We start from the raw sequence: 12,004 nt of genomic DNA, 5'->3' as shown, positions 1-12,004 counted from the left end.
TGGTATCTGGCTCCGGTGTTCTCGGTTCGAGCCGGGTCAGCCTCGCTCCGGCAGGATCAACAGTGCGTCCCCGACGGGGCGTTCACCGGTCGCGTCGGACGGCGTGTTGATCACTTCTCCGTCGGCCACCATCGTGGTCGACCCGCCGCCGTCGAGATTGACCGCGTCGCGCAGGCCGAGTGCCCTGGCCACGGCGGCGCTCTCGGGAATGCTCAGCCCGAGCGCAGCCGTGCTGCGTCCGTCGGCAGTGACGAACACGGTCCTGCCGGCGGTGTCCACCCCGGCGAGCGTGCGTGGATTGCGCTTGTGCACCCAGCCGTAGTAGAAGCTCGCGTTGCCGGGCTGCACCATTCCGTCGGTGGCAGGCGTGACATGCAGCCGCCCGTCGCGGACCAGTTCGGGACCGCCGTTGAGGATGCTGGTGGCCGGTGACGGGGAGACCTTGCGACCGCTGCCGTCCCGCAACGTCCCCTCCATGCGCAGAGGTCGGCCGACCTGCGTCAGGTCGGCCAGCTCGGCGACGCGTGTGCCGGTCGCCTGCACGGAGCTGCCACCGGCCGGTAGCGGTCCGCCACGCGGTGAGCGGAGTTCGAGGACCCGTCCACGGGCGTCCAGTACGGCCTCCAGGCCGTCGCCCTGTGGTGTCCGCCGTCCGTAATCCGCCGTGAACGCCACGAGTTCGTCGCGGTCGGTGCAGGTCACGTCGTGCAGGGGCAGCGAGGTCGGATCGTCGTCGGCGGTGCCGCCACAGTTCCTGATCAAGCCCGGTACGCGGTCGACGCCGTCCAGGGGTTGTGACGCGTCCCGGCCGACCACCCGTCCCTTCCAGCTGAGCCGGGCAACCGCGCTGTGCCGGCCGGAGTCTCGCATCACCAGGCCGGGGCGCCCGTTCACCGGCTCGCTCAGCAGCCGGCCGTCGTAGACGCCGATGCCGGCCGGATCGCCCGGGGCTCCGGCGTTCGGGTCGAGGACGAAGAACCCGCCGTTGACCGCCGCGGTCGCACCGGCAGCGACTGCCAGCTCGCTGGTCTTCTCGCGGTTTTCCAGATCGGAACCGTACGATGCCTTGAGCCCGCCGCGGAACCGGGCCGGGTCGATGGTGAGCACGTCGATCCGCCACGGGCCACGGTCCGCCGGGCTTCCGTCCCAGCCGGTGTACACGACGGACCCTGCGTACCCGCCACCTCTCAGCCTGGTGCGCTCCGACATCCCGGCGGACTGCGAGTCGAACCGCCCGACCCGGACCCGCCATCCCAGCGTTCCACCGGCGTAGTCGGCGACCGCCGGAGTCGTGACCTCCTCGACCCGGGCATCGAAACCGTCCTCCTTCAGGTCAGCAGCCAGCTCGTCGGCGCTCGCCCGGTCCTTCAGCGCCGTAGGCGGCGCGTCGGGGTCCGGCGAGGTGACGCCGCCGGGTATGGAGACCTCGACCGTCCACGCGAGCGCCGGGGCGTCGGCACCGCGCACGATCCGCGTGAGAGTGACACCGGGCTGCAACGTCCGCGTGCTACGGGTCTCGGCCAAGCCGGCGGCGCCCAGCGGCAGGGCATGCGTCGGCCCCGGCCGAGGCTCGGAGGAAGCGGGCGCCGGCAGGGCGCCCACCACGGCGAAGAGGGCCAGCCCCGTACACGCACCGAGCCACTTGCTGTTCACGTACCCCCCTTGGAAGGAACTGCCCCGCAACGGTGCGTGCGGCAGCGGCCACCAGTCAAGACGTGTGCACGTCCATCTCCTCGTCGGCACAGGGCAGTTCAACCATGTCAGCAGGCCGTGACAGGCCCGAACGGGTCCGGCCGGAGGGACCTGCCTCCCAGAAGCGGGCGACCAGCCGACCGGGCAGCACGGCCGGCAGCCCACGCATACGGCGCCCTGCCTCAATGGCACCTTCTGGGAAACACGCCTGCCCGAGGCAACCGCCGCGTGATCACCTCGGGCTCGACGAAGGGCGCGGAGGCCCCCGCGCGAAGGGCCTGACATGCCATTGGCTGGAGCAATGGTCGGCCCGGAACGTTGCGGGGCCGCAGGATGGACGTCTTGCCCACCTCAGGTGCCAGGAGTCCCGCGTGTACAGGCTGTTCGAGTGGAGCCGACAGGAGCAACGCCCACATGCGGGCGCGTACGGCGGCTTCGTCCTCCGGCTGGACGGCGTCCGCGCTCGTGCCGCTCGCTCCGCGACGGGATGAGCAGTGAGGTGGCCGGGCCGCCCCGGGGCGGCGAGTGGCCGGGCGACGCCGCCCGACGGTGGGGGCCCGCAGGTGCCGCCCGCGCCCGCGTGGATGCGGTGGCTGCCGGCCTGCTATGTCGCGGGCATCCTGGTGCTCGAACCCCTCACGCCCGTGCAGTGGCCGGTGAGCTTCCTGCTCATCGCCCTTCCCGTGATCGCAGCCTTCGCCCACGGCCCCGCTGTCGTCGTCGGCATCACCGTGTTCACGATCGCCCTCGAAGGAGTCCTGGCCGGCACCCCTTGCTGCGCGGGCCGCCAGGTGAGCTACATGTGGGAGCGCCACTACGTGGCCACCTACCTGAGCACCGCCGTGGTCGGCGTCCTCGGAACATTCCTGGCTGCCCACCGCGTGCGCCGGGAACGCACCCTCGCCAACGTGCGCTTCGTGGCCGAGATCGCGCAGCATGTCCTGCTGAGCCCGGTCCCGCACCGCATCGGCCCACTTCTGGTGGAAGACCTCTACCTGTCCGCCGCTGCGGAAGCACGCATCGGCGGTGACCTGTACGAGGCCGTCCCCACCACGTACGGACTGCGCATCGTCATCGGCGACGTCCGCGGCAAGGGACTCCCCGCCGTCGAGACGGCCGCCACTCTCCTCGGCGCGTTCCGCGAGGCCGCCCACGACGAACCCGACCTCGCCGCCGTTGCCCGCCGGGCGGAGACCAGCATGAATCGCAGGGCCGCCCACCTGGCCGGAAGCGACGTGGGCGAGCGCTTCGTCACCGCTGTCTTCGCGGAGATCCCCAGCCGTCCCGTGGTCCGCATCGTCAACTGCGGCCACCCCCCACCCCTCCTCATCCGCTCCGACGGCGTCACCGAACTGGAGACGGCCGACCCCGCACCGCCCCTCAACCTGGGCATGCACCTCACAGAGGCCTACCGGGTCGATGAGTACCCGTTCGGTCCGGGCGACCAGTTGCTGCTCTACACCGACGGCGTCACCGAAGCACGCGACCGCACCGGAGCCTTCTACCCCCTGCGCCGGCGTGTCCAGTCCTGGGGCCCTCTCCAGCCCCGGGAACTCCTCGACCGCCTGCACCAGGATCTCCTCGGCTACAGCGGCAACCACCTCCACGACGACACCGCGGCCCTCGCCGTCTATCACCTGCCCGAACAGCAGTGCCCGGAAGGCTGATCGCCGGGCTTGACCTCGATCGCGGTTGATGTCGTGGGGTGGACGACGGCGGCGTTCGCAGCCACCACCTCAGCGATTCGGCACGAAGAAGGGCACTGTCATGACGATCGACATTCTTGTCGTGGGGACGATTTCACCGGAGACCCGGAGTGCGGTGACCGGTGTGGTGAAGCGCCTGGAGAGGGCCTTCAACGCGAAGGACCCGGTTGCGCTGGGCGAGCAGTACACCGAACACGCCTCCTGGACCAACGCGAGGGGCACGCGTCTTGACGGCAGGGAAGCCATCGCCGAGTTCAGCGCTCCGGCGCTGAAGAGCTTCCTGCGCGACTCCTTCGCCCGGTACGACGTGGTCAAGATGTTGGAGATAGCCCCCGACGTGATCGCGGTGAACGTGGTGCAGGCGCCCACCGACAGCACAGGCAATCCTGTCGACGGTCCGTGGGGGGCGACGCTCTACGTGATCGCCGAGCAGGCGGACGGCTGGCGCATCGTGGCCGGCCAGAACATGGCCGTCGCCCCGCAGGCCGTTTGACGCCCGGCCCTGATGCGGGCCTGCTGCCCGGAGCCGATGGCGCGGGGAACCCGCGCCGAGCAGCCGGCGCCGGGCGGCACCTCGCCTTGCCCGTCAGTCGCGCCGGGCCACGATCCGGTACGCGTTCGACACCCGGAGCCGGTACGACAGCGGCCGCACCGCGAACCGGTCGAGCAGGGTGCCCACCACCAGCGCCGGAATGCCCGCGACCAGCAGCGCCCCGCGCAGCAGGCGGCGCAGCCGGCTCGGTGGCTCGGGCAGCCACGGCGCATCGTCGCGCGGGGCCACATGGTTCAGCACCAGCCACACGGCGGCCAGCAGGTCGACCGGGTCGTGCGGCTCGGCATGCTGTTCGGCGACCACGGTGAAGCCCATTTCCGTGAGCCGTTCCCGCAGATTGGCCACCGGGACGAAGTGCAGGTGCTGGGGCTGGAGCCAGGGCAGCCACCAACGGCCCAGCAGCCTCCCGTAGCGGCTCTCGGGGTCCGGCACCTCGATGAGGAGATGCCCGCCGGGCCGTACCGTCTCCCGTGCGGCGCGCAGTTCACGCTCGGGCTCGGTGCTGTGCTCCAGGTAGTGGAACATGCTCACCACGTCGTAGTGGCTGACCAGTTCGGGTGCGAGGTCGGGAAAACTGCCCCGGTGGCCACGGTCCACCCGGCCCTCCCGCTCGGCCAGTTCGACGCCGTCGGTGAAGTCGAGCCCGTCGAACACGGTGTGGGGCAGCACCGCCCGCGCGGCCGCGCAGAAGTGGCCGTGTCCGGTCCCGACGTCCAGCCATCGCTTCGGGGCGGAGTCGTACGGCAGCATCGACTCCGCACGCCCCCGGTACATCTTGGTACGGCCCCCGAAGGTGTCACCGAGTTGCTTCTCGCCGAGCCCGTCGTAGAAGTCCCGGTAGTAGAAGTCCAGTCCCTGCGCGTTGAGCCGAGGGTTCTGGAAGGTGTGACCGCAGCCCTCGCAGCGGTCGAGAACGAAACGGCCCGGCTTGTGCTGGAGCAGGTCGGTGGTGCGCAGCCGGGTGGTCAGCTCCTGTGCGCCGCACCATGGGCAGTCGGTGCGGCGCGGCTCGAAGAAGCGCTCCCAGCCGGCCGCGATGTCCGCCTGATAGGCGGGCCGCAGCCGGGCGATCCGGTCAGCGGACTCGGTGTCTTCGCTCATCTGGACTCCCTGGCTGTTCCCGTACGTCGTGGGGTCGCACCGGCTGATTCGCGGTGCGTGAGAGTGTCGGTCGCAGTCGTGGCCGCCCGGGTGGATGTGGCGGAGCCTTCCCGGGCCGCGGCACTGCTCGTCCGGCGCACGGCGAGATCACCGAGGTGGCGCGCGGCGGCACGGGCCCCGCCCGCGGAACGGAACGCCGCACGGATCCGGTGGGCCCCGTCGCGGTATGCGGTGTCGTCCAGGACGGAGTCGACCGCCGAGGCCAGTTTCTGGACGGTGACCCGCCCGAACCGCACCCGTACCCCTGCTCCGGCGTCCACGACCTGTCCGGCCACCACCGGCTGGTCATCTCGGATGGGAGCCACCACGAGGGGAACCCCGTGCCACAGGGCCTCGCACACACTGTTGTGGCCGGCATGGCAGACGACTGCGCCAACCCCCCTTTCCAGGAGGGCGAGTTGCGGCACGGAGGGCACGATCAGCACATCCTTGTCGCCGTCCCGCGGCGGGAGCACGCCACCAGGATCGACGATCACCGCCTGTACCCGGTCGGCCCGCTCGCGCAGCGCGCTCCGGCACACGTCGAGGAAGCGGCCGCCGGCGTCGGTGTTCGCCGTGCCCAGGGTGACCAGGACGGTGGTGCGGCCGGCGTCGAGCCGTTCCCACGGGAAGCCGGCGGAGGGAGGACGCGCCGTGATCGACGGACCGACCCAGCAGATCCCGTCGTGCGCCGAACCCGCCAGTTCCGGTGTGCTGAAAGCGAGGACGAGATGCGGTGAGAAGCGGGGGTCGGCCGTGCCCGCCGGGTCCCCGACGGCCTCCCTGAGCACGGCCAGCCGCTGCCGCAGCCACTGGGCGACCTTGGGAAGCCCGGCGAGGGGGTCGGTGAACTCGGCCGACGTGGTCGCCGAGGTCGCCCACGGCAGGCCCAGCCGTTCCGCGGTCAGCGCACCCGCGAATGCCTGCTGGTCGGCGACGACGACGTCCGGCCGGAACGCTTCCACGGCGGCCCGGACCCCCGGGGCCATCGACTCGGCCAGTGGCAGCAGATACCGTTCCCAGAGGAACTTCAGCGCCTCCGGACCGCGCAGCCCGGTCGGCCGCTCGCCCCGGGGTGCCCCGGCGCACGCCATGACGGGCCCGGCCCCGGGGCCCGCGAGCCGGCCGACCAGCGCCGGATCGGGACACACCCAGGCCACCGCGTGTCCTGCCGCGACGAGTTCGGCGGCGACACCGACGGTCGGGTTGATGTGCCCGACCAGGGGCGGGACGACGAAGAGGAAGCGGCTCACCCGGCCACCTCCGCCGCCACCCGCCCGGCGGTGCGGCCGGCCTCCTCGACGCGTGCCAGGATGTGCCGGCCGACCGTCCCGGAGTCCTCCACCAGGACCGAGTGCTCGTGCCCCGGGATCACCACGGTCCGGCAGTCCGGAAGCGTCGACGCGAGCCAGGGAGCGAGTTCGGCGAGATCGGAGTCGCCGCCGTACAGGCCGAGCACCGGACAGCGCACTGCCGCGATCTGGCCGGCCGTCAGGACGCGGCTGGCCGGGATGTCCCGGCCGAGGGTGGTGTCGCGGGCCAGTCGGGCCGCGCCCTTGGCCAGGCGCGCGGTGTTGTGCCCGCGGTGGGTGTTGATCCAGGCGATCGCGTCGGGCTCGTTGTGGGCGAGCTGGGTGACGACGCGGTCCAGGATGTCTCCCAGCTTCTCGGCCCAGGCGGCGGTGGCAGGTTCGGACTCGATGAGGCTGACGCTCGCCGTCCGCTCGGGGCACCGGGCCGCGAAGCCGAAAGCGATCGTGCCGCCGAAGGAGTTGCCGACCAGATGCACCGGACCGGTCAACGCCAGCCGGTCGAGCAGCGCCTCCAGGTCGTCGATGTTGTGCTCGACCGTGTAGCCCTCGGCGGGGCGTTCGCTGCGCCCGTGGCCGCGCAGGTCGTACATGACGACATCGAGACCGGCGGCCGCGAACGCGGGTGCGACGGTGAAGTAGTAGCTGGCCAGGCTGTCGGTGAGCAGACCGTGCACCAGCACTACGGTGGCGGTGGCCGGCCGGCCCTCCCGGGGACCGATCCGCTGGACGTGCAACCGGACGGCGCCGGTGTCGACCATCACCATGGCTCAGCTCGCCTCCCCGGCCTTCAGGCTGGTCACGACGTACTCGACCAGCCGTCCGACGGTCAGTTCGATGATCTCGTCGAACTCCATACCGGCCAGGAACTCCGCGAAGTTGACCCGGTCTCCGTACCGCTCCTGGAGCAGCCCGGCCAGGGTGACGAGGTCGATGCTCTCCAGCTCCAGGTCACGGTTGAAGGTCGTCCTCATGCCGATCTCGACGTCGTCCAGGCCGTACTCGTCCTCCAGGAGCCGCGCCAGCATGCCGGTGAGGTCGGCGAGTACGGACTCCTCGTCAGCGGTGACAGGGGTGTGGGGGGTGGGAGCATTCATCGGACGTCGTACTCCTTAGCGGTCGGGTTTCCCGTCGTCCATGCCACCGCGTACGCGCGCTCCGGCAGCCGGGGCGGGTTGGTGGCCGGCACGCAGTGCACGGTGTAGGCGCCTTCCAGGCGGCCCGCGACGGCCATCCGGTCGCCGGCCGGGGTCGCGTCGAGCACGGTGAAGTCCCGCGGACGGCCGCCGAATCCGGTGCCCTCCGCCTTGGCGACGGACTCCTTGGCAGCCCAGAAGCGGGTGAACCACAGGGCCTCGCTCTCGCCGGTGCCGGCCGACAGGCGGCGCAGCAGCCGCAGCTCGTCCGCGTCGAGGGCGGCGGCGAGGGCCTGCGGGGTGCGATCGGTGACCTCCTCGATGTCGATGCCGGGGCCGGGGCCGGTCCGGTGCGGCCGGACGATCGCGACGGCTGCCTCCGCGCAGTGGGCCAGCGAGACGTCCAGCGGGGGCAGGGTCCGTCCGTGCACGCCGGTGACGTACGGACGGCCCGTTTCGTCGTTGTGCACCCGCAGTTCCGCCGGGAAGACGGGGCCTTCGCCGTGGTCCCACAGCCACTGCCGCACCGCGTCCTTGACCGCGATGCGCCCGAGCAGCCACTGCCGGCGCCCGCGCGGCGCGTGGTGCGCGTACTCCGCGCGCTCCGCACCGCCCAGGGAGTTGCGCATGATCAGCTCCCGGGACGCCAGGTCCGGCCACCGCTCGTGCAGCAGCCGCCAGCCGCCGGGGCGCGGCTCGGACAGGGTGTTGCGTTCCGGGAAGCGCTCGACGGGACGGGTCTGCGGGTCGTTGTCGAAGCGGCGGTCCTGCCAGCCGTACAGCTCCGCCCACACGGTGTCCCCGGCCCTCAGCTGTACGTCGGCCTCCAGAGAGGCGTCGGTGAGCGAGGTGACGCGCACCAGGCATTCCACCTCGGTGCCCGGCGCCGGATGCGGCCCGTAGAACCGCATCTCCCGCATCCCGACCGGGAACACGACGGTGCGCTCGGAACGGGTCGCCATGATCCAGTAGCCGAGAAGCTGGCCGACGTTGTCCAGCAGCGCGCCGGGCGCGGAAGGGGTGGTGAGGCGTCCGCGCACATGGCGGTCGCCGATCGCGATGAGTTCGCTGACGCCCTGGAAGGCCGGACCGTGGAACATCCAGCGCTCGGTGTAGAGCTGGGCAGCGGTGTGGTCGGGGGCGTGCTCGGTGCCGGGATCGGTGGCCCATGGGGCCGGGGACGGGGTGGGGTACGCGGCGGCCAGCTCCACCGTGGCGCGGGCCCGCGGGCCGAAGGAGACGGCGCGAAGGCCCGGTCCCTTCGGCTCCACGGTCACGGGCACGTCGACGGCCGGGGTGGCGGTGAGCCACTCCTCGAACCGCGCGCCGTGCACGGCGACCGGCAGCCCGCCGGGGACCGTCTCCCGCGCGGCGTCCACGATGTGCTGCACGATCGTCGTGGCCGGGACGACCGGCCACCGGTCGGCGACTTCGGGCCAGCCGGGCCGCTGGGGGAAGAAGCAGTGGTCCAGGAGGTAGGGCATGGTGTCGGGCGAGACACGGACGGTGGTGTACCGCGGCCCGGCGGACGGGTCGGACGCAGGTGTCCCCGTCCGCGCGGACATGAGGGCGAGGGCCGTGTCCGCGGTCTCGCTCAGCAGGGCGCTCAGTTCGGCGGCCACCGGGGAGCTCTCGGCGAGGGCGTCCAGCGGCGACGGGCCGGCCGGGGCCGCCGCACGCGAGGACGCCCGCAGCCCGGCGCGCAGTTCGGGGAGCCGCTGGGCCGGGAGGGACACCAGAGCACCGCTCAAGTCCAGCCGCACCGACGGCCGTCGACGTGTGGTCGCCGCTTCGACGGGGCGTAAGGAGGGCGCCACCGTCGCGCCCGCCGTCCACAACGCGGTGGCCACCCGGCGCAACTGGGCGAGGCCGGTGCGGTGGGGTGAGTTGGCGGCGACCACCAGGTGGTCGCGACCGCCCAGGGTGTCGCTCACCAGGGAGCCGAGCTGACCCGGGCCGACCTGGACGAACACCTGGTGGCCGGCCGCGTCCAGGGCCTCGGTCAGCTGCCGGAACCGCACGGGTTCCAGCAGATGCCGGACGAAGAGAGCCCGGATCCCCGCCTCGTCCTCGGGGAACGGCGCGGCGGTCGTGCCCGACCAGAGCGGGGTGTGCGGCGGATGCAGCCGGAACCGGCGGGCGGCCTCCTCGATCCGTCCGATGTGGGGGCGAAGCATCGGCGTGTGGAAGCCCGAGCGGAACGGCAGGACCTGGCTGAGGACGCCCTGGGCGCGACGTGCCCGTACGAAGTCCTCGACCGCCGCCTGCGGACCGCACACCATCGACTGACCGGGGGCGTTGTCGTGGGAGAGGACCAGGCCCGCCCGGTTGCCTCCCTCGTCGCGCAGGGCGGCCAGGACGTGCTCGGCGGCGGCGCCGATCGCACCGAAGGCGAGTCCGGGGACCGTCACCGAGTCGGGGTCGAAGGCGGCCATGAACGCGTCGACCTCGTCCCCGGCGTACAACCCGGCCGCCGCCATGGCCGTCCACTCGCCGACGCTGTGTCCGGCGACCGCGTCCGGCACGATCCCGCTGCGGCGCAGCGCCGCGTCGAGGAGGCGGCCGACGGCGACCACGCCGAAACCGTGCCGGCCCACGTCTGCGGTCCGGTTTCCGTCGACCGTGGGGGCAGGCAGACCGAAATGGGCGGCGACGTCGTCGACCTGCGGGGTGAACTCGCCCTCCAGGCCCGGGAACAGGAAGGCCAGTCGGCCGTGGCCGGCGCCCAGGAGGGGGCTGGGCCGGAACCAGACGTCGCTGCGTCCGTGCCAGCCCCGCTGCCGGGCGATCGCGCGGCGGGCCAGCGCGAGCCGTTTGGCGTTCGGTCCGACGATGCCGAGACGGGCGGGGCCCGCCTCCGGGTGCGGGTGGCCGGGTGCGAGACCGGCCGCCCGTACGGTGTCGTCGTCGGCGTCGAGCAGGGCGGCGAGGTGTGCCGGGGAGTCGGCGGCGAGCAGCAGGACATGCTCGGGCTCGGTGACCTCGGCGACCGGCCGGGCCGGTGCGCTCGCGCGGAACCCGTGGTCGCCCGGGGCCTCCTCCAGCACCACGTGCGCGTTGATCCCGCCGAAGCCGAACGCGTTGACGGCGGCCCGGCGCACGGGCCCGCGCGCGGTGGTCTCCCAGTCGGCGGCCTTCTCCAGGGTACGGAACCGGGTGCGGGCCAGGGCGGGGTGCGGTTCCTCGCAGTGCAGGGTCGGAAGGAGTGTGCGGTGGTGGAGGGCGAGTGCGGCCTTGACTAGTCCGGCGACTCCGGCGGCCGGCATGGCATGCCCGATCATCGACTTGACCGATCCCAGCACCGCGTCACCGTCTCCGGGGCCGAACACCTCGGCGAGCGTGGTGAGTTCGGCGCTGTCGCCTGCCGGGGTCGCGGTGCCGTGCGCCTCCAGCAGGCCGACCGAGCCCGGCTCGGCGGGGTCGAGTCCGGCCGCCCGCCATGCCTGCCGCACCGCCTGCGCCTGACCACCGGGCTCGGGGTTCATGAGACCGGCCGCCCGTCCGTCGCTCGCCACTCCGGTGCCCCGGACCACTGCGTAGATCCGGTCTCCGGCACGCTCGGCGTCGGTCAGCCGCTTGAGGACGACGACGCCCGTCCCCTCGCCGATCAGGATGCCGTCGGCGTCCCGGTGGAAGGGCCGGATGCGCTGGCTCGGGGAGAGCGCGCGCAGCTGGGAGAAGACGCTCCACAGCGTGATGTCGTGGCAGTGGTGGACGCCGCCGGCGAGCATCACGTCGCACCGTCCGGAGGCGAGTTCGCCCACGGCCTGGTCCACGGCGACCAGTGAGGAGGCGCAGGCGGCGTCCACCGTGTACGCGGGGCCGCGCAGATCGAGCCGGTTGGCGACCCGGGAGGCGGCGAGATTGGGCACCAGCCCGATCGCGGACTCGGGACTGTCCGGGCCGAGACGCTCGGTGAATGCCTGGCGCACTCCTGCGAGTTGGTCCCCCGTCAGGTCCGGGAGCAACTCCGCCAGGGTGCGGACCAGTTGGCCGGCCGTGCGGACCCGCTGGTCGAGCCGGACGAGGCCGGGCGTGAGATAGCCGCCCCTGCCCAGGACGATGCCGACCCGTCCCCGGTCGGGGAGGCGGTCCGTGCCCCCCGCGTCGTCGAGGGCGGCCGAGGCCACGTGCAGGGCGATGAGCTGGTCGGGCTCGGTACCGGCCACCGAGTTCGGCATGATCCCGAACCGGGTGACCTCCACCTGCGCGAGTCCGTCCACGAACCCGCCCCGGCGGGCGTAGACCCGGTGCGCGACGGCCGGGTCGGAGGCGGTGCCCGGGTGGTAGTACTCGGCGTCCCAACGCCCTTCCGGTACCGCGCCGATCGCGTCCACGCCGTCGCGCAGGTTGCGCCAGTAGGCGTCCAGGTCCGCGGCGCCCGGCAGCAGCACCGCCATCCCGACGATGGCCACCGGCACTTGTCGTGCGGCCATGGCCTGCGTGCCACGACCGTGTCGGGGCGGC

Annotated in this window: 8 protein-coding genes; 2 read left to right on the top strand and 6 right to left on the bottom strand. The window is 72.7% G+C overall.

Going from position 1 to position 12,004, the window contains the following annotated elements:
- Nucleotides 1-36 precede the first annotated feature (36 nt).
- Nucleotides 37-1,653, bottom strand: a complete 1,617-nt coding sequence (locus ACFYY1_RS28005) for a phosphodiester glycosidase family protein (protein WP_388590543.1) — start codon at nucleotides 1,651-1,653, stop codon at nucleotides 37-39.
- Nucleotides 1,654-2,255: 602 nt separating this feature from the next.
- Between ACFYY1_RS28005 and ACFYY1_RS28000 the strand changes: the two genes are divergently transcribed.
- Together ACFYY1_RS28000 and ACFYY1_RS27995 are read left to right on the top strand one after the other, a co-directional pair.
- Nucleotides 2,256-3,359 (top strand): PP2C family protein-serine/threonine phosphatase, encoded by a 1,104-nt coding sequence (locus ACFYY1_RS28000; protein ID WP_388590541.1) that lies wholly within the window; start codon nucleotides 2,256-2,258, stop codon nucleotides 3,357-3,359.
- Nucleotides 3,360-3,459: 100 nt separating this feature from the next.
- Complete coding sequence (locus ACFYY1_RS27995; protein ID WP_388590539.1) at nucleotides 3,460-3,891, top strand: SgcJ/EcaC family oxidoreductase; 432 nt, start codon at nucleotides 3,460-3,462, stop codon at nucleotides 3,889-3,891.
- A 93-nt stretch (nucleotides 3,892-3,984) separates the two neighbouring features.
- On the opposite strand, the gene ACFYY1_RS27990 is transcribed toward ACFYY1_RS27995, so the two are convergent.
- Genes ACFYY1_RS27990 through ACFYY1_RS27970 form a run of 5 tightly spaced genes read right to left on the bottom strand, consistent with a single transcriptional unit; the run spans nucleotide 3,985 to nucleotide 11,973 of the window.
- Nucleotides 3,985-5,052: a class I SAM-dependent methyltransferase gene (locus ACFYY1_RS27990; RefSeq protein ID WP_388590538.1), complete on the bottom strand. Its 1,068-nt coding sequence runs from the start codon at nucleotides 5,050-5,052 to the stop codon at nucleotides 3,985-3,987.
- Nucleotides 5,049-6,344 carry a glycosyltransferase gene (locus tag ACFYY1_RS27985; RefSeq protein WP_388590536.1) on the bottom strand — a complete coding sequence of 432 codons (1,296 nt, stop codon included), beginning with the start codon at nucleotides 6,342-6,344 and terminating at the stop codon, nucleotides 5,049-5,051. The genes ACFYY1_RS27990 and ACFYY1_RS27985 overlap by 4 nt, the downstream gene beginning before the upstream one ends.
- Nucleotides 6,341-7,168: an alpha/beta fold hydrolase gene (locus ACFYY1_RS27980; RefSeq protein ID WP_388590535.1), complete on the bottom strand. Its 828-nt coding sequence runs from the start codon at nucleotides 7,166-7,168 to the stop codon at nucleotides 6,341-6,343. Before ACFYY1_RS27980 ends, ACFYY1_RS27985 begins: the two co-directional genes overlap by 4 nt.
- A 3-nt stretch (nucleotides 7,169-7,171) precedes the next feature.
- Nucleotides 7,172-7,498: an acyl carrier protein gene (locus ACFYY1_RS27975; protein ID WP_266727011.1), complete on the bottom strand. Its 327-nt coding sequence runs from the start codon at nucleotides 7,496-7,498 to the stop codon at nucleotides 7,172-7,174.
- Nucleotides 7,495-11,973 (bottom strand): beta-ketoacyl synthase N-terminal-like domain-containing protein, encoded by a 4,479-nt coding sequence (locus tag ACFYY1_RS27970; protein WP_388590534.1) that lies wholly within the window; start codon nucleotides 11,971-11,973, stop codon nucleotides 7,495-7,497. The genes ACFYY1_RS27975 and ACFYY1_RS27970 overlap by 4 nt, the downstream gene beginning before the upstream one ends.
- Between the last annotated feature and the right edge of the window lie 31 nt (nucleotides 11,974-12,004).

Source organism: Streptomyces sp. NPDC001890 (assembly GCF_042891445.1).
Lineage (GTDB): Bacteria > Actinomycetota > Actinomycetes > Streptomycetales > Streptomycetaceae > Streptomyces.
Note: the sequence above shows the minus strand (reverse complement) of the source record. Positions and strands in the feature narration are given on the sequence as shown.

Bases quoted from the DNA above. Each gene is read 5' to 3' on its own strand.
- ACFYY1_RS27980 (WP_388590535.1), bottom strand. From the start codon at position 7,168: ATGGTGATGGTCGACACCGGCGCCGTCCGGTTGCACGTCCAGCGGATC.
- ACFYY1_RS27970 (WP_388590534.1), bottom strand. From the start codon at position 11,973: ATGGCCGCACGACAAGTGCCGGTGGCCATCGTCGGGATGGCGGTGCTG.
- ACFYY1_RS27995 (WP_388590539.1), top strand. From the start codon at position 3,460: ATGACGATCGACATTCTTGTCGTGGGGACGATTTCACCGGAGACCCGG.
- ACFYY1_RS27990 (WP_388590538.1), bottom strand. From the start codon at position 5,052: ATGAGCGAAGACACCGAGTCCGCTGACCGGATCGCCCGGCTGCGGCCC.
- ACFYY1_RS27975 (WP_266727011.1), bottom strand. From the start codon at position 7,498: ATGAATGCTCCCACCCCCCACACCCCTGTCACCGCTGACGAGGAGTCC.